Genomic DNA, 26,599 nt, shown 5'->3' with positions numbered 1-26,599 from the left:
GCCGCTAGGGCTCGCCGTTGAGGAGCCGGTCGCTGCGCGAGGCGACGGTCGCCCGCCGCGGATCACCCGCCGGCAGGACCGCGCGGAGCCGTTCGAGCGCCTCCAGGTCGGTGCGCCCCGGCTCGGTCTGCGCGTAGGTCCACAGCGCGTCGGCGCCGCCCCGGTCGAGGGCGTGCCGCCGCACCCGCACCGCCAGCTCGTCGCGCTCCGCGCGGATCGCCGGCGCGTCCGAGCGGGGCAGCAGCTCGCCCCCGTACAGCCGCACCGCGCCCGCGACGTCGCCCTCCTCCAGCAGCCGCCGGACGGTGAGGAAGTCGGCCTCGACCATGCAGCCGAGCCGGTACGGGCGGGCGCGGACGACGTCGCCGAACTGCTGGCGGAGCCGGTGGATCTCGGGCCGGACGGTCGCGGGGCTGCCGTCGTCGCCGTACAGGTACAGCGACAGCCGGTCGCCGCTCAGCCCGCGCGGATGCAGGGCGAGCAGCGCGAGGATCTCGGCGTGCCGCAGCGTCAGGTCGAACCGCCGGCCGTCCAGCAGCGCGTGCGGCTGCCCGCCGCCGAGCAGCGACAGCGCCAGCAGCGGCCCGTCCGCGGCGGCCGGCCGCACCGCCGCCTCGCGCGCCCCCGCGACGGGCAGCACACGCGCGCCGACCCGGTCGGCGAGCCGCAGCAGGAACGCCTCGCCGAGCGGCTCGGCGACGGCGACCCGGCCGTCCGGCAGCGGGACCGTCCCGCCGGGCTCGGGCGCGGGCACCCGCAGGCCCCGCAGCCCCGCCGCGCCCGCCGCGACGACCCGGCCGGTGGCGGTGACCAGCAGGCCCGCCTCCCCGAGCCCGCGCAGGTGCGGCAGCAGCCGCTCGCGCAGCCGCTCGTCCCGCACCAGCATCTCGTTCTCCAGCCGGGACTCGGCCAGCCGCGCGGCGGCGGCGACGAGCGCGACCGTCGCCGGATGCAGCGCCGCCACGGTCGCGCTGACGTCGATGCAGCCGACGACCCGCGCCGAGTCGGGGTCGATGATCGGCGCGCCCGCGCACGACCAGCGGTGCAGGACGTGCGCGACGTGCTCGGCGGCGTAGACGTACTCGGGCCGGCCCGCGGCGAGGGCGGTGCCGATCCCGTTGGTGCCGACGGCGTCCTCCGCCCACCGGAACCCCTCGGTCAGCCCGATCGCCTCGGCGGCGCGGCGCGCGGCGGGCGGGCCCTGCGTCCACAGCACGTGCCCGTCCGCGTCGGTGATCACCATCAGGTGCTCGGTCTCGTCGGCGACCCGGTGCAGCAGCGCCTCCAGCAGCGGCAGGTGCGGCCGCAGCGGATGGGCGCCGCGGGCGTCGGCGAGGGAGTCGCGGTCGAACGCCAGCGGGGCCGCCTCGATGGCGCCGTCGACGCCGGCGTCCCGGGAGCGGCGCCACGACGCGGAGATGGACGGACGGACGGCCACCGGATCGCGCACCACCATCAGTCCTTTCCCCCGGAGAGAACTTTCGGCCGGTCCGAGGATCGGCCCACCGGCGGGTTCCGCGCAACCGATTCGGCGGATCCCGCACGGCCGGATCGGGACACGGTCCGTGATCGGATGGTCGCAACGTGCATGCAACGTGCGGGCCCGTAGCGTTGCCGGCGGCTGGGAGACGAAGGGCCATCCTGTGGGTCCCGCCGCCCCGTCGCGCGTCCGGGGGGAATGCGCGCGGGGCGGCGGGCAAGGACCCACCGGGCGCGGGGGGCTCCCGGCCTCACGGGGAGGACGAACACCGCATGCTCTGCCTGACCTGCCACCGTGTCCGACCGGCGCTCAGCGCGGCGGACTACACCGCCGAGCGCGCCTGGCTCATCGTCCGCCGGGGCCTGTGCGCCTGCAGCCCGCCACCGCAGGCGCGGACGGAGCGTCCACCGGCCGCCCGGAAGCGGGCCCGCTCCCAGAAATAAACCTCTGGGTTCACAAAACGTTCACGGCCGGTTCGCCTACAGTTTAAGGAGAATCCACCGACCGGCCCCTGGAGGGAGCGCCATGACCGTGATCCCGGGTCTCGTCCGCCGCGCCGCCGCCGAGGCGGAGCGCCATCTGCGCGAGGGCATGGGCCTTCTCGTCAAGGTGGGACGAGATCTGGAACGGTCTGCGGAGCTCGGTCGGCTGCTGCCCTCCTACCTCGAACGCGTGGCGAGTCTAGAGCAGGCCGTCCGCGACCAGGACGCCGAACTGCGCACGATCCGCACCGAACTGGACTCCCTCGTCGGGCAGCTCAACGACCGGCTGCTGCCGCGCATCGACGAGCGCATGGACGACACCGAGCGCGACCTCGCCGCCGTCGCCACCAGCCTGATCCGCACCGGCCGCGACACCGCCGGGAACCGCACCCGGCTGGAGACCGCCGAGCGGCGCATCGGCGACCTGCGCACCAAGGTCGCCCAGCTGGAGCAGCGCACCGGGCTGTGGCGCGACCTGCAGTCCACCGTGGCCAGGTTCGGCGACGACCTCGACGCCATGCGCGCCCGGATGGCGCTGCGCGCCGCCGAGCCCCCGGCCGACACCGCCCCCGCCCCGGTGCAGAACATCACCGACCGCCCGGCCTAGGGGCGGCGGCGGGAACGGGAGCCGCCGGCGTCCCCGAGAATGGACGCATGACTCACCCGCCCGAGAACCGTCCCTCCGCCGTGCGCGGATTCGCCAGCGACAACCAGGCCAGTGTCCATCCGGAGATCCTCGCCGCGCTCGCCGAGGTCAACGACGGGCACCAGCCCGCCTACGGCGAGGACGCGGTGACGGGCCGGCTCCGCGACGTCGTCCGGCGGCATTTCGGCGACCGCGCCGAGGTGTTCCCGGTGTTCAACGGAACGGGCGCGAACGTGGTGTCGCTGCAGGCGATGTCGGAGCGGTGGAGCTCGGTCGTGTGCCCCGAGTCCGCGCACATCACCACCGACGAGTGCGGCGCCGCCGAGAAGATCGCCGGGCTGAAGCTGGTCACGGTGCCGGCCCCCGACGGCAAGCTGACGCCCGGCCTCGTCGCCGCGCACGCGACGGGGTTCGGCAACATCCAGCGGCGGCAGCCGGCCGTCGTGTCGATCACCCAGAGCACCGAGCTGGGCACCGTCTACACGGTTGAAGAGACCGCGGCGGTCGCGGCGGCGGCGCACGAGCGCGGCCTGACCGTGCACATGGACGGCGCCCGCATCGCCAACGCGGCCGCGTCCCTCGGCGTCCCGCTGCGCGCCCTCACCACCGACGCGGGCGTGGACGTCCTGTCGTTCGGCGGCACCAAGAACGGGCTGCTGCTCGGCGAGGCGGTCGTCGTCCTGAACCCGGACGCGGTCCGCGGGGTGGACTACCTGCGCAAGTCGAGCATGCAGCTGGCGTCCAAGATGCGGTACGTGTCGGCGCAGCTCGTCGCGCTGCTGGACGGCGACCTGTGGCTGCGCAACGCCTCCCACGCCAACGCGATGGCCGCCCGCCTGGAGTCCGCCGCCCGCGCGGTGCCGGGCGTGGAGATCACCCAGTCCGTGCAGGCGAACACCGTCTTCGCGCGCATCCCCGCCGAGGTCGCCGACCGGCTCCGCAAGCGGTTCCCCTTCTACACCTGGGACGAGGCGACCGGCGAGGTCCGCTGGGTCTGCTCGTTCGACACGACCGAGGCGGACGTGGACGCCTTCGCCGCCGCGCTCTCGTCCGAGATGACCGGCTGACCGGCGGCTTCGTCCCGATCATCGGGAGCGCCCGCCCCGCCCGGCGCCCGGCGGGTTATCGTGTGACCGAACAGCATTCGGTAACAGGAGGCGAGCCCGATGGCCAACCGCACCTTCGTCGTCGGCGTGGGCATGACCAAGTTCGAGAAGCCCGGCTCCCGCGACTGGGAGTACCCCGACATGGCCAAGGAGGCCGTCGGCAACGCCCTGAAGGACGCCGGCATCGGCTACGACAAGGTCGAGATGGCCTACGCGGGCTCGATGTACGGGTCGATGGGCCAGCGCGCCCTCTACGAGACCGGCATGACCGGCATCCCCGTCATGACCGTCATGAACGCGTGCGCGACCGGCTCCAGCGCGCTGTTCCTCGCCCGCCAGGCCGTCCGCGGCGGCCTCGCCGACTGCGCCCTCGCGCTCGGCATGGAGAAGATGAAGAAGGGCTCCCTCGGCGCGGGCGTCGGCGAGTCCAAGGTCACCATCATCGACCACCACCTGCGCTCCATGACCGCCGGCCGCGAGTGGGAGCTGGACAAGGCGCCCATGCCGCAGATGTTCGGCAACGCCGGCCGCGAGCACATGGAGAAGTACGGCTCCACCCCCGACCACTACGCTTGGATCGGCTGGAAGAACCACAAGCACTCGGTCAACAACCCGTACGCGCAGTTCCAGACCGAGTACTCGCTCGACGACGTCAAGAACGCCACGATGATCTTCGACCCGCTGACCAAGCTGCAGTGCTCCCCCACCTCCGACGGTGCGGGCGCCGCGATCGTCGTCAGCGAGCGGTTCCTCGACGAGCACGACCTGTGGGACCAGGCCGTCGAGATCGCCGGCCACTACATCGCCACCGACACCCCGCAGAGCTTCGAGGACCACTCCTCCATCCAGGTCGTCGGCTTCGGCGTCTCCCAGCTCGCCGCCCGCAAGGCCATGGACGAGGCCCAGGTCTCCATCGAGGACGTCGACGTCATCGAGCTCCACGACTGCTTCAGCGCCAACGAGCTCATCACCTACGAGGCGCTCGGCATGGCGGAGGTCGGCGAGGGCCACAAGCTCATCGACGACCAGGCCACCACCTACGGCGGCACGTGGGTCGTCAACCCCTCCGGCGGCCTGATCTCCAAGGGCCACCCCCTCGGCGCCACCGGCCTCGCCCAGTGCGCCGAACTCACCTGGCAGCTCCGCGGCCAGGCCGGCAAGCGCCAGGTGGAAGGCGCCCGCGTCGCCCTCCAGCACAACATCGGCCTCGGCAGCGCCTGCGCCGTAGCCGTCTACAAGCCCGCTGTGTAAGCCCAGGGGGCGACCCCCTGGAACCCCCGTCACGAGCCGGTCGATCCTCACGCCACTGTGCGGGTTTGTTGTGACCGTGCGGGTCTGCCGGTGTCGCTGCGGTCGCCCGGCTCGGCGGGTCGGGCGACCTGCGGGCGCTAGAGCGCCCTCCGGCCGCCCGACCCGTGCTCCGGTGGCGGGGGTCCGCTCCAAGAGGGTTCATTCGCGAAGGAGTGAGGGGCTCCTGGTCGGTTCGGTGTGGGCGTGCGACAAATATTGACTGTTGTCTCACGGTGAATCTATGCTCGTGGGCAAGTGCCGCTGGTCTGGAGGTGCTATGCCCGCCTCGTCCCTGCCTCGTGCTCGGTCGTCCCGGACGGTGGCGCGGGCGCCGCTGGTGCCCGGGACGCTGCTGTGGCGGCATGCCGGCGATCTGCGGTCGCTGCTGCCCGGGGCGGCGGCCGGGCTGATGCAGCTCATGCATCCGGGCATCGGCGCCGGGGTCGGCGAGCACTCGGCGTTCTTCGACGCGCCGTTCGACCGGATCCACCGGTCCGTCCCGCAGATCTGGGCGACGATCCTCGCGCCGGACGGCGTCACGCGCGCCCGCGGCATCCGCGACCTGCACCGCACCATCGGCGGCGTGGACGAGCACGGCAGGCGCTACCACGCGCTCGAACCCGAGACGTTCTGGTGGGCGCACGCCACGTTCACGTGGGAGATCTTCAAGGCCGCCGAGACGTTCCACCCCGGCACGCTCAGCGCCGAGGACCACGAGCAGATGTACGCCGAGACCGTCACCTGGTACTCCCGCTACGGCATCAGCATGCGGCCCGTCCCCGCCGACTACGCGGCGTTCCAGTCGAAGTTCTGGCATGTGTGCGCGAAGACGCTCGAACTCACGCCCGCCGCCGCGCGGGCCCTGGAGATCGCCAAGCACGGCTCCGGGACCATCACCATCCTGCCCGTCGGCGGCCCGCGCCTCGACCGCGCCGGACGCCTCGTCATCGAGCGCCCGCTGCGGCTCATCACGTTCGGCTGCCTGCCGCCGCTCGTCCGGGAGCGGTTCGACATCCCCTGGTCGGCGCTCGACCAGGCCAGGTTCTCCGCGCTGGCGATGGCCAACCGGCAGGGCTACCGCATGATGCCCAGCGGCTTCAACCACTGGGCCCTGCGCAGCATGCTCCGCTACATCGGCGCCCAGACCCGCCAGGACCGGTACCAGCCCGCCGCGTGAGCGTCACACGGCGGCCGCCATCCGGGGGCGCAGCTCCTTGCAGGCGTTGAGGACCCGGCGGACGTCGCCGTCGGTCAGCCCCGCGTGCGCGGAAAGGCGCACCAGCGTGCGGCCCACCGACGCCGTCGGCGGGAACAGCGCCGCGCTGAAGATGTCGCGGCCGACCAGCGCGTCCCGCATGAGGGTCGCCTCGGACTCCGAGCCGGCCTCCAGCGCGATGATCTGCGCGTCGGACTCGACCAGCCGGTAGCCGAGGCCGGACAGGCCGTCCCGCAGCCGGGCCGTGACCGCGCGGAGCCGGCCGCGCCGCCAGCCCTCCCGGCGGACGACCTTCAGCGCCGCCGCCAGGCCCGCGACGTCGTGCGGCGGCAGCGTCGAACTGAACACGGCGGGGAGCGCGGTGTGGGTGAAGTAGTCCGCGAAGCCGGGGCGGTCGCAGGCGATCAGGCCGGCGCGTCCCGGCAGGGCCTTCGCCAGGCTCGCCGTGCGGAAGTCGACGCGGCCGGTGAGCCCCAGCGCGGCGACCAGGCCCTCGCCGCGCTCCCCGTGCGTGCCGAGCGAGTGCGACTCGTCCACGACCAGGAGGCAGCCGTGCTCCTCGGCCGCCTCGGCCAGGTCGGCCAGCGGCGCCACCGAGCCGTCGGTGCTGTAGACGGCGTCCACGGCGATCACGCCGGAGCCGCCCACCTCGATCCGGCGGCGCAGGTGGTCGAGGTCGTTGTGGCGGAAGTAGGCCAGCTCCGCGCCCGCCGCCCGCGCCCCCTCCCACAGCGACATGTGCGCGAGGACGTCCAGGTAGACGGGGACGTCCGGCCCGGCGACCACCTGCAGCAGCCCGGTGTTGGCCGCCCAGCCCGACGGGCACAGCACCGCCGCCCGCGCGCCCAGGTGCCGGGCGAACTCCTCGCCGAGGAGGATCTGCGGGTGGTCGTCGGGCAGGCACGGGCCCGGCGCGGGCGCCGCGGCCTCCCCGTCCCGCAGGCTGGCGATCATGGCCTCGGTGATCGCCGGATGCTCGGCCAGCGCGAGGTAGTCGCTACAGGTCAGCACGATCGCCCGGTCGCCGGGGGCCTTGGCCGGCAGCGGGCGGCGCCCGCCCCGCGTCCCCCGGAACACCCTGATGCGTTCGCCCAGCCGCTGGTGAGCGCTGGTCATGGTCGTCACCCTCCCCGGTCAAATGATCGTCACTTCCTGTAGCGACTTCTAATCATAGGGTGAAAAGAATCTCGGCAGGGGACCAACCCGCGGCACCGCCGCGGAAATATCCGCGCCGTGCCGCGCCGGTCGCCGGGCGGCGCCCTCGACGCCGTCCGGGCTTCCCGACTCACCAGGCGAAACGTCCCATATCGTTCGCCTCAGCGGGTATCAGCCGGTCACACGTTCTTCATTCCCGTCAGCGAACAGTGGGGTGTGAACACGATCGCCGCCGGCACCGAACGGGCGGTGCCCGCCGAGCTCCCCGAGCCCGGCGTCCGCACCGCCCCGCCTCCCGCCGTCCAGCGGATCCACCGGGCCCGCTGGACGATCCTCGGGGTGCTCCTCGCTGGCACCGCCACAGCCCTGATGGTGACGCTCGGGCCGCTGCGCCCGGCGGCGTCCGCGCTCGGCCACATGCGCTGGGAGTTCCTGCCGGCGCTGATCCTGCTGTGCCTGCTGCACTACGTGTTCTCCGCGATCGCCCTGCGGGGCGCCGCGGGCCGGCCGCTGCCGCTGGTCGCCACCACGCTCGCGCAGTTCACCGCGTCCGCCGCGAACCGGATCACCCCGGGCGGCCTCGGCGCCGCCGCCGTCAACACCCGCTACCTCGTCTGCCGCGGGCTGCCGCTGCCGCGCGCCGCGGTCGCCGTCGCGGTCCTGCAGGTGGCGGGCGCCCCCGCCGACCTGCTGCTGCTCGGCGCCGTCCTCGCCCTCGGCGGCGGGAACGGCCGGATGCTGGACGCCCTCGGCGAGCACGCCGCGCACGCCGCCGGGCTGCTGCCGCCCCTCCCGCTGCTCGTCGCGGGCGGGGTGCTGCTGCCCGCCGCCGTGCTGTGGGGCCGCCGCGCGGCGCGCTCGGCCGCGGTCGGGCGGGCCGTCGCCGGCTTCACCGACCTGTGCCGCCGCCCGCGCGACCTGCTGGTCACCCTGGCCGCGTCCGCCGGGACCACGCTCGCCCTCGGGGTGGCGTTCGCGCTCAGCGTCCTCGCCGTCCCCGCCGCGGCGGCCGGCCCCGCCGACCTCCTCACCCTCGTCGCCGCCTACCTGGTGGGGGCCGCCGCCGGCGCCGCCGTCCCGCTGCCCGGCGGCGTCGGCTCCACCGAGACCGCGCTCGTCGCCGCGCTCGCCGCCCTGGGCATCGAGGCGGGCCCGGCGCTGCACGCCGTCCTGCTGTTCCGCGCGGTCACGTTCTGGGCGCCCGTCCCGCTCGGGCTCGTGTCCTGCCGGACGCTCCGCCGGTGACCTTTACGTTGTAGATCACGAGATGCGGAACACCTTCGCGGCGTTGCCGGACAGGAACGCCTCCCTGGCCGGGTCGCTCAGGCCGAGGTCGTCCAGGCCCTTGAGCGCCCGCTCGGCGGTCAGCATCGGATAGTTGGTGCCGAACATGACCTTGTGGTTCCTGTCCTGCGCCATGTACCGGACGAGTTCCGGCGGATACCTGCGCACCGTGTACGCGGACGTGTCGATGTAGACGTTCGGGTGCTTGCGGCACACGGCGACCATCTCCTCCGTCCACGGGTAGCCGATGTGCCCTCCGACGATGACGAGTTCGGGGAAGTCGAGCGCGACCTGGTCGATGTACGGGATCGGCCGCCCCGTCTCGCTCGGACGCAGCGGACCGGTGTGGCCGACCTGCGTGCAGAAGGGGACGCCCAGCTCCACGCATTCCGCGAAGAGCGGGTAGTAGCGGCGGTCGGTGGGCGGCAGCTCCCACAGCCACGGGACGACGCGGAGCCCCTTGAAGCCGAGGTCGCGCACGCACCGCCTCAGCTCACGCACGGCCTCCATGGGCTTGCGCAGATCGACCGAGGCGATGCCCATGAGCCTGTCTGGTGCCTGTTCCACGAACGAGGCGACCTCATCGTTGCTCACCAGGTCGCCCTCGGGTCCGTACCAGGCGCTGATGAGGCCGACGTCCACTCCCCCTGTGTCCATGGCTGCGACGGTCGTCTCGACGGGCACCTCCTCCGCCGGTGCCTTGCTCCCCAGCCACCGCCACAGCGAGTCCAGCATCTCGTGCTGCAGGAACCGGACCGTGCCGTGCTGCATCCATGCGTCAATCACCATGCGTGCCTCCCACCGACCGCCACGCGGCCTCACTCAGCGACTCGACCTGCCCGCCGTCCGGCTCGGGGCACTCACCGTTCAGCCACAGCCGGCACAACTCCTGCGCGGGGCCGAGCCAGAGGACGAACGCGGTCAGGCCGTCCAGATCCTTCAGCGCGCCATGGCGCGCCTGGACGCGCCACCAGGCGCGCACCTCGCGGAAGAACATCCGGTTGCGCTCGGCCCTCGCAGTGCTCGCGACCGGACGCTCGGTGAACATGAACCGGGCCCTGGCGGGATGCTCCGTGCACCACCGCACATGGAACGCCACGACGCCGGTCACCGCTTCGCGCGCGCCGTCGTGGGCCTTCAACTCGGCGAGGAACGCGTCCTGGTACAGGGTGATGCACTCGACGAACAGCGCCTCCGCCACCTGCTCCTTGCCCGCGAAGTGGTGGTAGAAGCTGCCGACGCTCACGCCGCTCGCCGCCCGGAGCGCGCTCAGCGTCGTCCCGGCGACGCCGTCCCGTCCGAACAGCTCCAGCGCCGCCCGCAGCACTCTCTCCCGCCCGACCTCGGTCACAGAACATTATTCTGGCAGCCTAGAACAATGTTCTGTCAACCTCAGGGCGCCCCGGGCATGCCGCGGCCCCGGCCGCCGGGGTGGGCGCGCGGCCGGGGCCGGAGGCGGGAACCGGTCAGGTCTGGTTCTGGAGGGCGAGGCCGGCGGAGCCCGTCAGCGCGGGCAGGTAGCCGAGCCGGTGGCCCAGCGCCGTCGGGTGGTAGGACGAGTCGATCGGGATCGTCACCGCGTTGAGCCAGTCGTCGCCCGAGCACAGCTCGTGGCCGGCGAACTCGTCGCGGACGTCCGACCAGGTGAACCCGGCACGCCCCGCCGCCTTGGCGATGACGCCGTCGAGGGTGTCGGCGGCGCCGTTCAGCGCGGTGCGCTTGGTGTTGCTGAGCCCCACGCACACATCGACGATCTTGTACAGGTGCGGATAGCCGAGCACCACCACGCGCGCGGACGGCGCCTTCGCGCGGATCTTGCCGTAGAGGGAGTCGAGCCGGCCGGGCAGCGTGTTCGTCATGTAGCTCTTGGCCTCCGCCACCCGGCTCTGGCAGGTCGAGGTCGAGTACAGGACGCAGGTCTGCATCACGTCGGCGAACCCGGCGTCGTTCCCCCCGGCCGTGATGCTGACGAGCGTCGTCGACGAGCTGAGCGCCCCGAGCTGACCGCTCGCGACGGTGGCGGTGGTCGCGCCCGAGCAGGCCACGAACTTGTAGGACGACGTCGAGTGCGCCGCCGCCCACAGGTTCGGGTAGGCGTTGGCGCTGCGGTTGCACGACCCGCTGCCCGGGTCGTAGCTTCCGGCCCCCGTGCCGGAGGAGTAGGAGTCCCCGAGTGCGACGTAGCTCGTACCGGCCGCCGCGGCGGAACCGGACCAGAGCAGTGAGGTGGCGGCGAGGGTCGCCGCGCCGAGAGCGGCCAGACAGGGGCGGGAAAGACGCATCTGCACTCCGGAGCGTCGTATCGAATTGTGCCGCTCCGCTTATACCCGCCCGGCCATTCCCCCAAGCTCCGGATCTGATCAACTCACTTTGTCATAATTCGCCGTTGAAATCCGAAATAAGCTGGAATTCTCAGCCGTCAAGACACAGGATATAACAACCATTACCCAGCAAATCCCGCCAGCCACAGAAATCACACCGCCCCCTTAGGTCAAGCCCCACCACCGACCCGCCAAGGCCCGACCGCCTCCAAGGGACGCGAAGGGCCCGCTATCGTCCCGGAATACCGTGGACGAGCATGGCCTCCCGGGCGCCCGCCTGGTCGGCGACACCGAGAAGGCGGCCGACATACTCGGAAAGGCGGACCATGCCATCCCGCGCACGGACCGCAACGGCGATCTTTCACCCGAGGAGGGGCCGCCGAGCGGCACGACGCGCAGGCCCAGCTCCGCGGTAGCGACATTCGAGTGACCCAGCGCCGGACTTAGGCAACGTTGATCGAATTCACAACATCACTGCCGCACGCCCGCCGCCATCACCGCGCTGACCAGCACGAGCATCGCCCGCCGCCGACACACGGCCACTAGCGGCCATATCCCCAAAGATCCCGTCTTGCTGGGCCGCAACCCGGCAACCTCCGCTCCGAACCTCGGGCCCGGTGCTAGTCTGCGCGTTGATCGAGTTCACGCATGCGCTGTTCTCGGTGGCGTGTCCTCGTGCGCACGGCGGTCGCCCGGCAACCGGGCGGAGGCCGGGCTCTCCACGGGCTCCCGGCACCCCCGCCGCCGCGCACTCCAGGAAGGGCGGCCTCCGTCGTGCATCCTTCGTCGGCACACCGGCGCGGCGGTCGGGTATGACCGGCCGCAGGCCGCTGACCTCTCGCGATCCCGAAGCGGTCGGCGGTCACCGGCTGATCGGACGGCTCGGCGAGGGCGGCCAGGGCGTCGTCTACCTCGCCGAGGACGCGACCGGCGGCCGGGTCGCGCTGAAGGTCCTGCACGACCGCGGCGGGTCCCGCGACGCCTTCCTCCGGGAGATCTCGGCGGCCCGCAAGGTCGCCCCCTTCTGCACGGCCGAGATCGTCCACGCCGGCGAGGACGACGGCCTCCCCTACGTCGTCACCGAATTCATCGACGGCCCGTCCCTCCGCGAACTCGTCTCGGAGAAGGGCACGCAGAGCGGGCCGGCGCTCTACCGCCTCGCGGTGGGAACGGCGACGGCCCTCGCCGCGATCCACGAGGCCGGCATCGTCCACCGCGACTTCAAGCCCGGCAACGTCCTCGTCGGCCCGGACGGTCCCCGCGTCATCGACTTCGGCGTGGCCCGTTTCCTGGACGCCACGGTCACCGCCTCCAGCACGGTCATCGGCACACCGTCCTACATGGCCCCGGAACAGCTCGCCGGCGACACCGTCACTCCCGCCGCCGACGTCTTCGCCTGGGGCGCGACCATCGCCTACGCCGCGAACGGCCGCCCGCCCTACGGCCAGGACACCATCCCCGCCGTCATGAACCGCATCGTCAAAGGCAAGCCCGACCTCGGCGGCCTAACCGGCCCCCTACGCGACCTGGTAGCCCAGGCCCTCCACAAGGACGCGGCCAAACGCCCGCACAGCCGCGACATCCTGCTGCGCCTGCTGGAACACTCCCAAGGCCCGATCACCGCCCCCGAAGCCCTGGCCCAAGGCCACGCCCTCGCGATGGCCGACGACCAAACCCTCACCAACGACCGCACCACCCGCTGGACGACCGTCAAACTCCCGCCACCGAACGCTTCCACCGAACGCCCGGTCTTCCACCGCGCGGCTCTCACGATAGGTGCGCTCACCGCGGCCACCCTGCTCGCGGCAACCGTGGCGATGGCCATCGCCGGTGACTTCTACGAACGCCCCAATGCGGCCGCGACCATCCCTGCGAGCACCCCACCGCTATCGACCGCCCGCACCCGGCAGGCACCGCCGGCGGTGTCCCGCAGCGACCCGCCCACGACCCCCTCAGCGGTCGCCGCCGCTGTCGGAGCAGCGGTCGCCTCGAGCATGACCGCCGCCTTCACGGCAGAGGGCAGCAGATCGCAGAGCGACGATTCATTCAACGCCCAAGGACGACTGCACTACCAGTCAGGGCGAAGCACGAACTATGACTTGACAGTCCGCAATCCCATTGGGGACGAGGTCACCGGCGACGACTTCGAGGCGCGAGTCATCCTCGTAGGTAACTGCGGCTACCTGCGGGATGCCCCTACGGTCTGTTACTCCACACGGAATGATCCCGAGGGCGAGGACAACAACTCGCACGTCTGGATGGCCACAGAAGTCCGGTGGGTGTCCTCGCCCTACAACATTCTCGAACTCCTGCGCCACAGCTCATCCTTGAAGAGAGAGGCCGATTCGGGAACCGTGACGTATCGCGGTCGCGCTCCCATCGCCCCACTCGCATCCAGCGGCCCGGTGGCTCCCTTCTACAGGGACTTCACTGCGATGGAGACGAAGATCGACTATACCCTCGTCACTACTCGCTCGCATCTGCCCAAAAGACTCGACATCGACTTGTGGACATCTCTCACACCGACCGACGTCGTCCACTCCCTCTACTCTGCGACGTATCGCGACTGGGGCAACACTGGCACGATTACGCGCCCCTACTAGCGTTCATCTCATAGCACGCCGTTCGGAAAGGCAACCCCATGCAGGCTCATGAAGTCGCGTTCTTCAAGCTCATCGAGGGTGAGAAGCAGTTCCAGATTCCGCTGTACCAGCGCACCTACAGTTGGGGGCAGCGGGAATGGGCGCGGTTGTGGGCGGACGTCCTCGAACACGCGGAGATCATCGCGGCCGGGGAGGACCGGCCGGCGCATTTCATCGGCTCGGTCGTCCTCGCGCCCGGCACGATGTCGGCCGGGGACATCCAGCGGTGGCTGGTCGTCGACGGGCAGCAGCGGCTCACGACGCTCATGCTCGCCTGCTGCGCGCTGCGCGACCGCCTCAAGGAGATCTCGCCGCGCGAGGCGGGCCGCATCCACAAGCAGTACCTCGTCAATGAGTACCGCGACGGCCTGGAGCATTTCCGCCTCCTGCCCACGCAGGCCGACCGCGAGGCGTTCGCCGCGTGCATGGAGAGCGAGGCGAGCGCCGGCGGAAGTGACGGCATCGGGGCCGCCTACCGCTTCTTCAAGCAGGCGCTGATCGACTACGACCCCGACGGCGACGTGGAGGCGCTCAAGCGGCTGGAGACCGTTGTCCGCAGTCGGTTGTCCGTCGTGGAGATTACCGCCGAGCACGGCGACAACGTGTACCGGATCTTCGAGTCGCTCAACAATACCGGCGTCAAGCTCAGCCAGACCGACCTGCTCCGCAATTACGTCTTCATGCTTTTGCCGACCATCGGCGAACGTGTCTACACGAAGATCTGGCTGCCCATGCAGCAGGAACTCGGTGCGGAAAACCTGGAGCTTCTCGCTTGGCTCGACCTGGTGATCCGCGGCGACTACCGGGCCAAGCAGAGCGAGATCTACCGCGCCCAGCAGCGGCGTCTCAGTGAAATCGTCCACCAAGGCGGCGAAGAGGCGCTGGAAGGCGAGATCGCCGAACTGTACCGGCGCGGCCGGCTCCTCATGCGGGTCATCGAACCGGCCAGGGAAGAGGACGCCGAACTCCGCGCCGCGCTGCTGCGGCTGCACGAATGGGGCGGGCAGATCACTTTCCCGATCGCCCTGCACATGCTCGACCTCCTCGACCATGGGAAGACCACGGCCGCGCAGGTCGCCCGTGCCCTCTGCCTCGTCGAGAGCTTCCTCGTCCGCCGGATGATCGCCGGGATACCGACCAACAACCTCAACCGCATCCTCAACAGCGCGCCCAAGGAACTGGAGGCGGACCGCCCGATCGACGAGGCCGTGCACCGCTACCTCTCCGGAGAGCGCCGGTACTGGCCGTCCGACGACCAGCTCCGCACCGCCGTCCGGACGAGGCCGTTCTACTGGTCGGGCCGCCCGAACCAGCGCTTCTTCGTCCTCAAGCGCCTGGAGCAGAGCCACGAGTCGAGCGAGCCGGTCGACTTCGCGGCGGCGAAGCTCACGATCGAGCACGTCATGCCGCAGACCGCCACGCAGGACTGGCTCGATCTCCTGTCCACCGAGGTGACCGACGAGGACGGGCCCGCCGAGCTGCACGCCGAGCTCCTGCACACCCTCGGCAACCTCACCCTGACGGGCGACAACTCGAAGCTCTCCAACCACCCGTTCCAGCGCAAGCAGGAGATCTTCGACGCCAGCGCGCTGCACATGAACCGCGAGATCGCCGACGCGCCCCGCTGGGGCAAGGCGCAGATCCTGGCCAGAGCCGAGGCGCTGACCGAACGCTGCGCGGCGCTCTGGCCGGCGCCGCTCCCCGGCGGCTCCGACCTCGAGGACGAGCGCCGCACCTGGGTCCTGCTGCGGCGCCTGCTCGCCGAGCTCCCCACCGGCTCGTGGACGACGTTCGGCGACCTGGCGACCGTGATCGGCTCCAATCCCGCCGGCATCGGAAGCTACATGGCGTCCCGCCCCGGCCTGGAGAACGCGCACCGGGTCCTCACGTCCGAGGGCACGGTGTCGCCCTCGTTCCGCTGGGCGGACGGCCGCGCCGAGACGCCCCGCGCCGTCCTGGAGGCGGAGGGCGTGACGTTCTCCGACGGCGGCGCCGCCGACACCGCCCAGCGCCTCACCGCCGAGTCCCTCGCGAAACTCATCGGCATGGACACCCCCGAGGGCTCGGAGGACGACCTCGACGCGCTCCTCGGCCGGTTCGAGGACCAGCTCTCCGTCCACGGAGACGAGACCGTCGAGCTGACGGCCCAGGTCCTCGAACACTGGACGGAGAAGGGCGGCAATCTCGACTTCGGGAGCAGCAAGACCGACACGAGCTGCTACCCGTGGCTGGAGGACCCCAATGACGCCCGCGGCTGGATCTGGCCGGTCGTCTTCTACCCTCGCGGTGCCGCGGTCGAGGTCGTCTTCCAGCACCTGGCCAAGCGTCCCCCGTTCGACGACACGGCGCTCCGCGAGGAGTTCCGCCGGCGGCTCAACCGGATCGACGGCGTCACCCTCCCCGAGAACCGCCTGGACAAGCGCCCGAACTTCCCCATCAGCGCCCTTTCCGGCGACGGCGCCAAGTACTTCATCGAGGCGCTCGACTGGTTCATGGACCAGGTCGGCACCGCCCGGCCTCCGGCGGACGCCCCCGTCACCGAGCCGGACATCTCCGGCCTCGCCGCCGAGTTCCACAGCGCGATGCTGCTCCTCTACACGCGCACGAAGACCGAAGCCGACTACAACGCGTCCGCGTTTCTGAGCATGGTCACCGAGCACGGCGGCGTGGACGCGGCCAAGCGCCTCCTCGCCTCACCCCACATCTCCGACGGGTTCACGGCCCTTCACGAACGCGGCCGCCTGGACCTCTCCGTGGAAGCCCAGGTCGCCGACCCCCGCTTCGCCGCCCTCTTCCCCGAGGAGGAACGAGCCCGCGCCGCCCACCGCCTCACCGAATCCGGCTACAAGCTCTGAGATCACACGGCCGTCCGAAATGCGGCAAGCCCACCACGCAGCGGCGGGCTTGCCGCGGTGAGCCGCCTTCGGTGAGAGGAAAGGCACTTCCCGCGCTGAGCGGTGCCGTCCTAGTCCTTCGCCGTCCTGGCTCGGAGGGTGGTGCGGAGTCTGTGCCAGGCGGATTTGGCGTGGGTGTTCAGGCGGGTGCTGAGGCGGCGGGCGGTGGGGAACTCGGTGCCGAGGAGGCCGAGGCCCGCGAGCATGGCGACCACGCCGGGGCCCGGCAGGACGAGCATGGCGACGCCCGCGACGATCAGTGCGGAGCCGGCGACCGCGACGGCGATCTTGCGCAGCAGGCGGACGTGGGCCCGGTGCCGGGGCCTCGCGTCCGGCGTGGCACGTTCCATCGTCGTCACAGCGTCCTCCCCCGTCGTGGACTTGTGTGTGGGACGAACGGCGGTGGCGTCCGAGATCCCGATCCGGCGGGATGTGAGCAGGGCCACAGCGGGGGCCGGAGGCCGTCCGGGCGGCCGCTAGCATTTCGTGGGTGAAGATCCCGTTCGGCGTGGGGCGCCGGGTGCGCGGGCGGTTCGGGGCGTGGGCCGCACCGGTGTGGAAGCGGCTCGGCGGGCGGGCGCAGTGGCGGCTCGCGCGGTTCCGGCACCGGACGTTCCTGGTGTACGCGGGCGGGGTCGTCCGGGACGAGCGGGGGCGCATCCTGCTGCTGCGGCACCGGCTGTGGCCGGCGTACCGCGCGTGGGGGCTGCCCGGCGGGTACGTCAACGCCGGGGAGCGGCTGGAAGACGGGGTCGCCCGCGAGGTGCGGGAGGAGACGGCCCTGGAGGTGGAGGTCCCCGGGCCTCCGCTGGGGCTCGCGAGCGGCTTCCGGCACCGGGTCGAGGCCTACTACGAGGCGCGGGTCGTCGGCGGGCGGCTCGACCTGGACGCGGCGGAGATCCTCGAGGCGCGCTGGTTCCCCCTGGACGGGCTACCGGACGAGATGTCGCCCAGGCTCCGGAGGGTCATCGCCGGGTTTGACCTCAAGCCCGGTTGAGGTTGCATGGTGGACGGCATGAGCCTCACTGAACTGGAACGCGAGTACCTCTCAACGCAGCGGCTGGGCCGGCTGGCCACGGTCGGCCCGACGGGCGACCCGCAGAACAACCCGGTCGGGTTCGACTACAACGCCGAGACCGGCACCATCGACATCCGCGGCTGGAACCTCGCCAAGAGCCGCAAGTACCGGAACCTGCGCGACAACGATCAGGTGGCGTTCGTCGTCGACGACCTGGCATCCGTCCAGCCGTGGCGCGTGCGGGGCGTCGAGATCAGGGGACGTGCGGAAGCCACCGTGGCGCAGGCCCCGGAGGGGTCGCATTTCGGTGACGACGTCATCCGCGTCCATCCCCGTGTCGTGTTCTCGTGGGGTATCGACCCTGATGCCGAAGGGATGACCAAACGCACCGTCGCATAGCGGGTTGGCCGGTTCCTGGCGCTCGGTGGTGTTTCAGGCGCCCGGGAGGGGTTCCTGCAGGGCGAACCGGTCGGCGGTGGCGTGGCACTTGGGGCAGCGGGCCGGCGCGTGCTCGCCCCGGACGACCTCGCCGCAGACCGCGCACGCCCACTCGGTGGTGAGCAGCGCCATGACGTCCGAGCGGGCGACGATGCCGACGAGGTCGCGGCCCGACATGACCGGGACGCGCCGGATGCGCCGTTCGAGCAGAAGGTGGCGCGCCTCCTCGACATCGGTGTCCTCGGTGACGCTGATGACACCGGACGTCATCACGTCGGCGGCGGTCTCCCCCTCACGGGCCAGCAGGTCGTACTCGCTGACCAGGCCGACGACGGCTCCGTGGGCGTCCACGACCGGGACGGCGCTGATCCGGCGGGCGCGCAGCAGGGCCGCGACGTCGGGCACGGGCGCGTCCCGGTCCACGGTGACCACCGGGCTCGTCATGATCTCTTTGACCTTCACTGCTGCCGCCCCAGAATCAAGCGGGCTCCCCGCACCGTCCGATGGGTGAAGCCCCATTCGTTGTCCTCCCCTATGACCTTAGATGTCGCGATCGTTCCGCCCGGCACCGGGCCGGAGCGATCGCTCGTCCGCAGGTCACCCTCAGTCCTTCCCGATATCGCGCGGATGATCCGGATCCGGGCGGTCCGCAAGCGGCAAGGCCCGGCGCGGAGGCGCCGCGTGTCCGCGCCGCGTCCGCGCCGGGCCCCCCGGAATCACCTGGCGGAGCAGGTGGGGGCCATTCCGGTGCCGGTCCCGGTCCCCTGGAAACCGAACTCGGTCGACTGGCCCGGGGCGATGGAGCCGTTGAAGGTGACGTTGCCGAACTGGACCGCGCCGCTGTTCCCGCTGCGGTCTGCGTTCCAGGCGTTGGTAATGCTCGCGCCGGACGGCAGGGTCATGGAGACCGTCCAGCCGTTGACCGGCGAGGAGCCCGCGGTCACCCGCACCGTGGCGACGAAGCCGCCCGTCCACTGGTTGGTCGACACGGTCGCCGAGCAGCCCCCTCCGGCGGGTGGCGTGGTGGGCGGGGTCGTCGGGGGCGTGGTCGGCGGGGTGCCGGGGCCGTCGGACAGGGTCGGCGTCTGCCAGTCCCTCCACTGGGACAGGTCGCCGGCGTTGCCGCTCGCGATCCTGAACCCGCCCGTGGAGCCGCCCGAGCGCAGCAGGAACTTCTGGATGTTCGCCCGCAGCGGCGCCTGCCATTCGGAGCGGGTGGCGCAGTGCGTGCCGTCCTGAACGTCCGACCAGTAGGTGATGTTGTCACCCGCGCCGAGCGCCTTGTAGACCTCCGCCCCGCCGAGCGCCGACACGCTTCCCGACTCCGCGGCCAGCCAGTCGATGTGCGGGTTCTCCATGATGAACAGCCCGCGCGGCGCGACCATGGCGACCATCTCGTGGGTGTCCAGGGGCAGCCCGTTCGGGTTTCCGGTGTAGGAGCCGAACGCGTCGCCCAGCCACGGCTGCTCGGAGTAGGCGCTGCTCAGCGGCTGCGCGCCGCTCTCCTGCGCGATCCCGCGGAAGATCGGCACACCGCCGCTGCCCGACTCGATCGGCATGGTCAGCGCGATGCGCTGGTCGAACACGCCGGTCGCGAAGGCGCCCTTCCCGTACCGGGAGCATCCCGTGACGCCGACCGAGTCGGCCTTGAGGACGCTGCCGCCCGACTGCTCGATCACGTCGATGATCCGGCTCGCGCCCCAGGACCACGCGGCCAGCAGACCGGTACTGCTGGACGAGCCGTAGATGCTGTAGAACGCGCCCTGCTTGTTGTTGCGGGCCGTGCCCTCCTTCCCGACGGCGAGCGGGTCGTAACTGATGACGGCGGCGCCGGACGACCTGATCGTGCTCGTGTCCGCGCCGAACCCGCCGAGGACGATGACCGCCGGGAACGGGCCGCTGCCGCTCGGCAGCTGGACGCCCGCCGAGAAGCTCGCGCTACGGCCGTTCTGCTCCACGTTGACCGTTATGTTGCTGCCGGAGACCGTCCCGGTGACGCTCGCCGGCTTTCCGGGCTTCTCGCCATAGACGTACTTCTCCGCCAGCTTCTTGATCTCCTCACGGCGGCAGCGCCAGTCGGACTTGGTGGTGATGCGCGTCCCGTCCAGCCTCGTGAAGGGGTCGGGGAGCTTGGAGTTCGCGGGGACCGAGCCCGGCAGGGACACCGGGCAGTCGGCGCCGTCGTCCTCACCGGCCACCGCCGCGGCGGCGGCCGAGGTGCGCGCCACCACGGCCACCGCTCCGGCTACGACGAGTGCCAGCACGGTCAGCAGGACAACCGGCCAGTGGACCTGAGAGCGGCTCGAGCTGATGATCACTTGGGCTCTCCTTCCGGGGGGTGATGGAGGCTGCAGAGCGATCACTGCTCTCGAAATTTTCGATTTGATCACCGAAACATGTCAACGATATTTCCATCGATTCTCAGCCGACTCCGGGGCGGGCGAGTGGCTCAGGGCCCGCTACTCGAACCGGGCTCCGGAGGCTCCTCGCTCGGTCCTGAATCGGAGGGAATCTCACCAGGGCCGGACGTGGAGGGCTCCTCGGAAGGCGTTGAAGTCGACGGAGTCGGGCTCGACGGTCCGCCGCCGCTCCGGGGCTCGCAGTCAATGCCGTCGTCATCCCGGTCCTCGTACCAGGCGTATTCGGGATCGATGCCCTTGACGTACGGGCCATATCCGGCGGCGTTCGCCTTCGCACAGGTGGGGAAGCGCGGATCGAGTCCGCCCTCTCCGCTCGGCTCCGGGGACGTGGGCGCGGCGGTGTTCAAGTGCTCGCAGTCGATGCCGTCGTGATCGCGATCCTTGTACCAGGCGTATTCGGGATCTGCGCCCTTGTAGTACGGGCCGTACCCGGCGGCGTTCGCCTTCGCGCACGTGGCGAAGCGCGGATCGAGATCGCTCTCTCCCCCTGACCCGGCGCCGGGTTCGGACGTCGACGTCCCGCCCCCGCCCGGCTCCGTCGACGGCGCGGATGTCGGCGTGTCGGACGCCGGCGGAGCGGGCGTGGACGGCGTCGTAGCCGGGGCGGGGTTGCCGTGCGAGGTCTTCTGGGACGTCTGGCCGCCGCACGAGGCCAGACCGGCGAGGAGCAGGACCGCCGCCAGCGCGACGAGTGCCGCGTAGAGCGCCTGGTTCGGGGGCCGCTTGCGCTGATGCGGGGGCCTGGGAGGCGTCGGAGGCATGGACATGCCCTTCGTCCGGGAGTCCGCCGCATCAGACTCCATTCCACTCCAAAAGCCTCATAAGAGACATAAGTTGCAAATAACATCAGCCCCAACAGTCGCCCAAATCTCCCGACGCCCCCGGCCTCCCGGCGGGGCGCTCCCTCGTGACGCCAGGGTCAGGCCCGCGTAAACGGCCGAATTGCATGCGAACACCATGCCGCCCATGCGCATTTTTCCCATGACTTGACAAGATAGTCGGATAGTCATAAGAATCCCGCACGACCATCAACCGCCGTCCTTCCCCGGGCGCACCCCGGCGGAGTTCCAGCATCTCCGCCGGGGTGCGGAACGAACGCTGGCCGCCGTCCGGCCATGACCGTCGGGAGAGCCTTGACGTCCTCCCCCGCCTGAGGGCGGGGGATTCCAGCCCGTCCCCTACGCAGGCAGGAGAGCAGGTTGAGGTTCGCGGTTCACCGGCCCGCCCGACAGCGCGCCTCCCCGCGCAGCCACCGTGCGCCCCACGGCGGTGTCCTTGATGGTGCGTGCGGTGTCTCGAATGTTGCGGGCGGCGTTGACGTCGGCGTTGGCCCGGTGCCCGCAGGCCGTGCACCCGAACACCGCTTGGCTCTCACGGTTCTCCGGTGCGCGGTACCCGCAGGCATTGCAGGTCTGCGACGTGTAGCGAGGGTCGACCCGGGCGACCCGCCCGGGCGCCTTGTGCTCCAGCCGGGTGACCAGGTGTCCCCACCCGTTGGCCAGGATGCCCCGGTTGAGCCCGGCCTTCTGCCGGACGCCTACGCCCGGGGCCTCGACGGTGCCCCTGGCGGAGCGGGTCATGCCCCGCACGTTCAAGTCCTCCACGGCGATGACGTCGAACCGGCGCGCCAGATCCGTCGAGGTCTTCTCCACCCAGTCCCTGCGCCGGTCGGCCTCCCGCGCCTTCAGCCGGCCGATGGCGGCCTTGACCCGGGCACGCCGGTTCGACCCCCGCCTCGCGCGGGCCAGCCGCCGCAGCAACCGCTTCAGGCGCTCGGCCTCACCCGGCGTCAAACCCGGCACGGTACAGGTCTGGCCGGTGGACAGCGCCGCCGACACCGCCACACCCCGGTCCACCCCAACCACCTCACCGTTACCCGGTGGAGGGATGGGGTCGGGCACGTGGGCGAAGGCGACGTGCCAGCGTCCGGCACGGTCACGGGTCACCCGGAACGACTTCACCCCAGGCGGGACGGGACGGGACCAGCGCAACCGCACCCACCCCACCTTCGGCACCCGCACCTCACCCATGCGGCGCGACAACCGCCGCACCTCCCACGCCCGGCCCCGCACCCCCACAACCCGGAACCCCTCATGCACCCCCGCCTTACGCCAGGTCGGGCGCCGATGCGTACCGGCGAAGAAGTTCGCCATCGCCTGCGCAAAATCCCGCAGCGCCTGCTGCTGCACCGTCACCGACCCCGCCGCCAGCCACCCGAACGCCGCGCGGGCCTCGGTCAACTGCCGCGCCTGCACGGCATACCCCGGAGCCGGACCACGCCGCGGCGTCCACCACGCCTGCTGCTCCACCGCCAGATTCCACACGAACCGGGCATGCCCGCAATGCTCCAGCAACCCCGCCTCCTGGGCAGGGGTCGGACACAACCGGTACCGGGACACGCCCGCAACCTACCGACCACCACCGACAAAACCCCGACCGCCAAACCCGGAGGCCACAGTGCTGCCTTGCTCCGCGCTTCCTCCCCGCCCTAAAGGACGGGGTCTCCACGCTCTAGGTATCCGATGAACGAGAACGCGGACCAGTCGCGCCCCTGGCTGCGGACGGTGAGCGAGGACTGCCCGGTCGATCCGCCCCAGCAGAGCTGGATCGAGGCGTCGATGACATGGTTCGCCGGCGAGTTCGGCCGGGAGCCGCTGCTCGGCGGCATCGTGTTGCCGGGCCCGAACCTGCGGTCCGGATACACCGGGACGCCGCGGCAGATCGAGCGCCTGATCGCCGGTGTGTGCACCGTGATGTCGATCGACCGGTCCAGCCTCACGGTGGAGTACTTCGACATTCGGGAAGAGGACGCTCCCGAGAGCCGCAAGGGCGGCCGCGCGGTCGGGCACTACTTCGTCAGGGACGGCCGTCCGGTGATCGGCCTGGACGTGAGCGAGGCATCGGACGCGGACTACCTGACGGCGATCATCGCGCATGAACTGTGCCACGTCCGCCTGCTGGGCGAACGCCGCATCACCGGCGAGCGCCGCGACCACGAGCGGCTCACCGATCTCCTCACCGTCTATTTCGGATTCGGCATCTTCAGCACCAACGCCGCGCTGAGATACGGGGAGACCGCCCGCGGATTCTCGGTGGAACCCCTGGGCTATCTGGACGAACGCATGCTCAACGCCGCCCGCAACGACGGCTACTCACGCGTCGGCTATCTGACCGAGCCCGAGTTCGGTTATGCGATGGCCTGCTACGCCTGGTTGCGCGAGGAGGCGGATCCCGCTTGGGCCGCCCGCCTGGATCCCGGGCCGCGCGTCCATCTGAAGCAGGGCCTGGCATATCTGGCCAGGTGCGCGCGGAGAGGCGAACTGCCGACCATCCGGAGTGACGGCGTTTCGATAGCGGTCCAGGTAAGGCGTCCCGACGGCCGCCGCCTCCCGTTCCCGGTCTTCACACGGAGTGCCCGGCCCCCGGCCGCTCCGGCGCAATAGCGGCCCCGCCGTAGGAGGCGTCCGCGCGGGGACTGCAGGCCGGCCCCTCCCGCGCCGCTCATGCACCGGGCGGGACGGCCCGCCGTGCCGCACCGGCATCCCTCGATCGCGAAGTATCTGAATATTTTGTGTTATCGCCCGTCATGTCCGGGGTCTGCACCGTATCTACAGGCACCCGACGCGAGAGGACGTGGCATCGCCATGAGCAACCCCATTCCCCCGAGGGGCGGAGGGCCGGGCCCGAGGCGGCGGCAGCAGCGGACCGTGTCCGGGCGCGCGGCGGCGTGGACGGCCGCGGGCGCCGCGGGGCTGCTGGTGGTCGGCGGAATCGCCGGCATGGCGAGCGGCGCGTTCGATGGCGATCCCGGTGCCGCTCCGGCCGCGAGCGGCTCCTCGGCGTCCCCTGCCGCGTCCTCGCCGGGCCTGCCCGACGCCGCGGAGCCGTCGCCGAGCCCGACCGGCAGCCCGACCTCGACCCGGAAACCGCGAAAGGTTTCGAAGACGCGCACACCGACGCCCCGCGCGACCCGCCCGCGCTCGGCCAAGCCGGCGCCCGTCCGGACGAAGGCGTCGTCCGCACCGGCGAGCGGAGGCACCGCGGCGCAGGTCATCGCCCTGGTGAACCAGGAGCGCGCCAAGCAGGGGTGCCGCGCTGTGACGTCCGACGCCCGGCTGACGCAGGCGGCGCAGGGCCACTCGGCGGACATGGCCCGGCGGGGCTTCTTCGACCACACCAACCCCGACGGCAAGAGCCCCGGCGACCGGATCACCGCCACCGGATACCGCTGGTCCACCTACGGCGAGAACATCGCCAAGGGGCAGCCGACGCCCGCGAGCGTCATGAAGGCGTGGATGAACAGCCCCGGCCACCGCGCCAACATCCTGAACTGCACGTTCGCGGAGATCGGCATCGGCGTGGTGAAGTCGGGCGGCCCGTACTGGACGCAGGTGTTCGGCACCGCCCGCTGATCACCGGGGCGTCGCGAAGACCTGCGTCCACCAGGGCCCGCCGCCGCCCCGGACGACGCCGATCCCGACCGTCGTCAGCCGGCAGTTCAGGATGTTGGCGCGGTGCCCCTCGCTGCTCATCCAGCTGCCGACGACGGCGGACGGCGTCGACTGCCCGCGCGCGATGTTCTCCGCCCACACGCTCCAGCGGAACCCGGCGGCGGTGATCCGCTCCCCCGGGTCGTCGCCGCCGGCGCCGCGATGGTCGAGGACGCGGCGGGACGCCATGTCCGCCGAATGCCGCTGCGCCGCGCGGTGCAGGGCGGGCGAAACGCGCAGCGGCCCGCATCCGGCGTCGGCCCGCCGCGCGTTGACCAGCTTCACGACCTGCTGCTCGACGGTCGCGGGCGTGCGGCGCGGCGCGACCCGGTCCTTGCCGGACGCGGCGTCCGGTTCGGGCGGCGGCGTCCGCGAGGCCGTCCGCTGGACGGGGGCAGGGGCTCCGGCATCGGGTGCCGGACGCGGCGGCTCGGACGGCCCCGGCCACGTCCAGTAGACGACCGCGGCGGCGACCCCGGCGGCCGCCGCACCCGCGACCCAGCGCACCGCGCCGACCGACGCCTTCCCCACTGCGGCGGACGTCGATGGTGCGGTGAGCGAGGCACCCGCCATCCCGTTCGCGCCGGTCAGCGCGGCGTGCACGGGAGCGTCGGCGGGAAGCGGCACCATGACCAGACCCGCCAGCAGCGCCTCGGGCGGGGCGAGGTCGCGATGCCGGTCGGTGCAGGAGCGGCAGTCCCGGACGTGCTTGGCGATCCGCTTGCGCCACAGCGGCGACGGACGTCCGTCCCATCCGGCGAGCAGCGGACCGAGCGCGCCGCAACGCCGGCCGCTCACCACCCGCACCACCGCGCGGCACGTCGCCAGCTGCTTCTTCATCCGCTGCACCCGGACGGCCGCGTGCGGCGCCGACAACCCGAGCCCGTCCGCCAGTTCCCTGCGCGTGAGATGCCCGGACGCCTCGAGCCACCACAGCGCGAGGAGCTCGCGCTCGTCCGCGTCCAGCCACCGCGTCGCCTCGGCGATCTCGCGGCGCTGCTCCGACAGTTCCAGCCGCAGGACGGCCAGCTCGGCGAAGTCGTCCTCGGCGCCCGCGACCTGGGCCATGGCCTGCGGATCCAGTGGCGTCCGGCCGCGCTGGGACGTCCAGCGGCGCCGCACCTGGTTCATGGCGATCGAGACGAGCCAGGACCGGAACCGCGCCGGCTCGCGCAGCCCGTGGAGCCCGCCGAGCGCGCGGAGCACCGACTCCTGGACGACGTCGTCCACGTCGGCGTGGCCGCCGAGCGCCCAGCCGACCACGTTGTAGAGCAGCGGCAGATGCTCGGTGACCAGCCGGTCCCTGGCGTCGGCGTCCCCGTCCTGCGCCGCCCGGACCAGCACGTCCACATCCGTGCCCACACGCATCCTCGTCCTCCAGAGAGTCTCCGCCGTTGCTTCTGCAGACCCCCTCGATCACCGCGAATAACAACAAGCCCGCCGATTCTCCACCCTCTGCCGTCGAGTCAGGCGCCCCGCGACCCGCAGGCGGGCCCGAAGACGACGAGCAGGGCCAGGTCTTCGGTCACGTCCTCGAACCGGTGCTCCTCACCAGCGGGTACGAAGATCACCGAGCCTGGGCTCACCGTTGCCGAGGTGTCCGGCGTGACGATCCGGGCACGTCCCGCGGTGACCGTCCAGGCCCCGCGCCCTCAATGATCTCTATGAGCGGCAAGCGCAACGACCCCGCCCAAGCCCTCGCCCACGTCACAGCGGC

22 protein-coding genes are annotated in these 26,599 nt (G+C 71.7%); 11 read left to right on the top strand and 11 right to left on the bottom strand.

The features are described 5' to 3' along the window. Positions 1–4: 4 nt before the first annotated feature. On the bottom strand, positions 5–1,456 hold the full coding sequence (locus ABFX46_RS16435) for a helix-turn-helix domain-containing protein (RefSeq protein WP_428831267.1): 1,452 nt from the start codon (positions 1,454–1,456) through the stop codon (positions 5–7). A gap of 549 nt (positions 1,457–2,005) precedes the next feature. Between ABFX46_RS16435 and ABFX46_RS16430 the strand changes: the two genes are divergently transcribed. From ABFX46_RS16430 to ABFX46_RS16415, 4 genes are all read left to right on the top strand, one after another. Next, on the top strand, positions 2,006–2,569 hold the full coding sequence (locus ABFX46_RS16430) for a hypothetical protein (RefSeq protein ID WP_346043061.1): 564 nt from the start codon (positions 2,006–2,008) through the stop codon (positions 2,567–2,569). A 47-nt stretch (positions 2,570–2,616) separates the two neighbouring features. Then, positions 2,617–3,675, top strand: coding sequence for a threonine aldolase family protein (locus tag ABFX46_RS16425; RefSeq protein WP_346043059.1), 1,059 nt, complete (start codon positions 2,617–2,619; stop codon positions 3,673–3,675). Positions 3,676–3,774: 99 nt separating this feature from the next. Beyond that, entirely contained in the window at positions 3,775–4,965 is a 1,191-nt protein-coding gene (locus ABFX46_RS16420; protein WP_346043058.1) for a thiolase C-terminal domain-containing protein, read from the top strand. A gap of 316 nt (positions 4,966–5,281) precedes the next feature. Beyond that, on the top strand, positions 5,282–6,181 hold the full coding sequence (locus ABFX46_RS16415; protein WP_346043057.1) for an oxygenase MpaB family protein: 900 nt from the start codon (positions 5,282–5,284) through the stop codon (positions 6,179–6,181). A 3-nt stretch (positions 6,182–6,184) separates the two neighbouring features. Here ABFX46_RS16415 and cqsA read toward each other — a convergent pair whose 3' ends face one another. Next, a complete protein-coding gene (gene cqsA, locus ABFX46_RS16410) occupies positions 6,185–7,336 on the bottom strand; it encodes an alpha-hydroxyketone-type quorum-sensing autoinducer synthase (protein WP_346043056.1) in 1,152 nt (383 codons plus the stop codon). 255 nt (positions 7,337–7,591) lie between these two features. On the opposite strand from cqsA, the gene ABFX46_RS16405 reads away from it, so the two are divergent. Beyond that, a complete protein-coding gene (locus ABFX46_RS16405) occupies positions 7,592–8,620 on the top strand; it encodes a lysylphosphatidylglycerol synthase domain-containing protein (protein WP_346043055.1) in 1,029 nt (342 codons plus the stop codon). A 15-nt stretch (positions 8,621–8,635) separates the two neighbouring features. Here ABFX46_RS16405 and ABFX46_RS16400 read toward each other — a convergent pair whose 3' ends face one another. From ABFX46_RS16400 to ABFX46_RS16390, 3 genes are all read right to left on the bottom strand, one after another. Then, entirely contained in the window at positions 8,636–9,448 is an 813-nt protein-coding gene (locus ABFX46_RS16400; RefSeq protein WP_346043053.1) for an amidohydrolase family protein, read from the bottom strand. Continuing rightward, positions 9,438–10,010 carry a TetR/AcrR family transcriptional regulator gene (locus ABFX46_RS16395; protein ID WP_346043051.1) on the bottom strand — a complete coding sequence of 191 codons (573 nt, stop codon included), beginning with the start codon at positions 10,008–10,010 and terminating at the stop codon, positions 9,438–9,440. Before ABFX46_RS16395 ends, ABFX46_RS16400 begins: the two co-directional genes overlap by 11 nt. 115 nt (positions 10,011–10,125) lie before the next feature. Then, positions 10,126–10,941 (bottom strand): SGNH/GDSL hydrolase family protein, encoded by an 816-nt coding sequence (locus ABFX46_RS16390; protein ID WP_346043049.1) that lies wholly within the window; start codon positions 10,939–10,941, stop codon positions 10,126–10,128. A gap of 671 nt (positions 10,942–11,612) precedes the next feature. On the opposite strand from ABFX46_RS16390, the gene ABFX46_RS16385 reads away from it, so the two are divergent. Both ABFX46_RS16385 and ABFX46_RS16380 read left to right on the top strand, forming a co-directional pair. Further along, complete coding sequence (locus ABFX46_RS16385) at positions 11,613–13,583, top strand: serine/threonine-protein kinase (protein WP_346043047.1); 1,971 nt, start codon at positions 11,613–11,615, stop codon at positions 13,581–13,583. A 38-nt stretch (positions 13,584–13,621) separates the two neighbouring features. Next, complete coding sequence (locus ABFX46_RS16380; protein WP_346043045.1) at positions 13,622–16,477, top strand: GmrSD restriction endonuclease domain-containing protein; 2,856 nt, start codon at positions 13,622–13,624, stop codon at positions 16,475–16,477. Between the two features lie 110 nt (positions 16,478–16,587). Here the strand turns inward: ABFX46_RS16380 and ABFX46_RS16375 are convergent, their stop codons facing one another. Then, the gene (locus ABFX46_RS16375) at positions 16,588–16,866 is read right to left on the bottom strand and encodes a PGPGW domain-containing protein (protein ID WP_346043199.1); all 279 of its coding nucleotides are present in this window, start codon (positions 16,864–16,866) and stop codon (positions 16,588–16,590) included. A gap of 140 nt (positions 16,867–17,006) precedes the next feature. On the opposite strand from ABFX46_RS16375, the gene ABFX46_RS16370 reads away from it, so the two are divergent. Together ABFX46_RS16370 and ABFX46_RS16365 are read left to right on the top strand one after the other, a co-directional pair. Beyond that, positions 17,007–17,513: an NUDIX domain-containing protein gene (locus ABFX46_RS16370; RefSeq protein ID WP_346043043.1), complete on the top strand. Its 507-nt coding sequence runs from the start codon at positions 17,007–17,009 to the stop codon at positions 17,511–17,513. A gap of 6 nt (positions 17,514–17,519) precedes the next feature. Next, entirely contained in the window at positions 17,520–17,933 is a 414-nt protein-coding gene (locus ABFX46_RS16365; protein WP_346043042.1) for a PPOX class F420-dependent oxidoreductase, read from the top strand. A gap of 33 nt (positions 17,934–17,966) precedes the next feature. Here the strand turns inward: ABFX46_RS16365 and ABFX46_RS16360 are convergent, their stop codons facing one another. The 4 genes from ABFX46_RS16360 to ABFX46_RS16345 form a co-directional block, all read right to left on the bottom strand. Beyond that, on the bottom strand, positions 17,967–18,416 hold the full coding sequence (locus ABFX46_RS16360; RefSeq protein ID WP_346043040.1) for a CBS domain-containing protein: 450 nt from the start codon (positions 18,414–18,416) through the stop codon (positions 17,967–17,969). Positions 18,417–18,688: 272 nt separating this feature from the next. Continuing rightward, positions 18,689–20,290: a glucuronyl esterase domain-containing protein gene (locus tag ABFX46_RS16355; protein ID WP_346043039.1), complete on the bottom strand. Its 1,602-nt coding sequence runs from the start codon at positions 20,288–20,290 to the stop codon at positions 18,689–18,691. Positions 20,291–20,421: 131 nt separating this feature from the next. After that, positions 20,422–21,195: an excalibur calcium-binding domain-containing protein gene (locus ABFX46_RS16350; RefSeq protein WP_346043037.1), complete on the bottom strand. Its 774-nt coding sequence runs from the start codon at positions 21,193–21,195 to the stop codon at positions 20,422–20,424. 375 nt (positions 21,196–21,570) lie between these two features. After that, positions 21,571–22,791, bottom strand: a complete 1,221-nt coding sequence (locus ABFX46_RS16345; RefSeq protein ID WP_346043035.1) for an RNA-guided endonuclease InsQ/TnpB family protein — start codon at positions 22,789–22,791, stop codon at positions 21,571–21,573. Positions 22,792–22,914: 123 nt separating this feature from the next. Here ABFX46_RS16345 and ABFX46_RS16340 point away from each other — a divergent pair, with 123 nt between their 5' ends. Together ABFX46_RS16340 and ABFX46_RS16335 are read left to right on the top strand one after the other, a co-directional pair. Further along, positions 22,915–23,835: a hypothetical protein gene (locus ABFX46_RS16340; RefSeq protein ID WP_346043034.1), complete on the top strand. Its 921-nt coding sequence runs from the start codon at positions 22,915–22,917 to the stop codon at positions 23,833–23,835. A gap of 201 nt (positions 23,836–24,036) precedes the next feature. Continuing rightward, on the top strand, positions 24,037–24,804 hold the full coding sequence (locus ABFX46_RS16335; RefSeq protein WP_346043032.1) for a CAP domain-containing protein: 768 nt from the start codon (positions 24,037–24,039) through the stop codon (positions 24,802–24,804). On the opposite strand, the gene ABFX46_RS16330 is transcribed toward ABFX46_RS16335, so the two are convergent. Beyond that, the gene (locus ABFX46_RS16330) at positions 24,805–26,244 is read right to left on the bottom strand and encodes a sigma-70 family RNA polymerase sigma factor (protein ID WP_346043031.1); all 1,440 of its coding nucleotides are present in this window, start codon (positions 26,242–26,244) and stop codon (positions 24,805–24,807) included. Positions 26,245–26,599: the final 355 nt, after the last annotated feature.

This window comes from Actinomadura chokoriensis (assembly GCF_039529475.1).
GTDB classification, from domain to species: domain Bacteria; phylum Actinomycetota; class Actinomycetes; order Streptosporangiales; family Streptosporangiaceae; genus Spirillospora; species Spirillospora bangladeshensis.
Note: the sequence above shows the minus strand (reverse complement) of the source record. Positions and strands in the feature narration are given on the sequence as shown.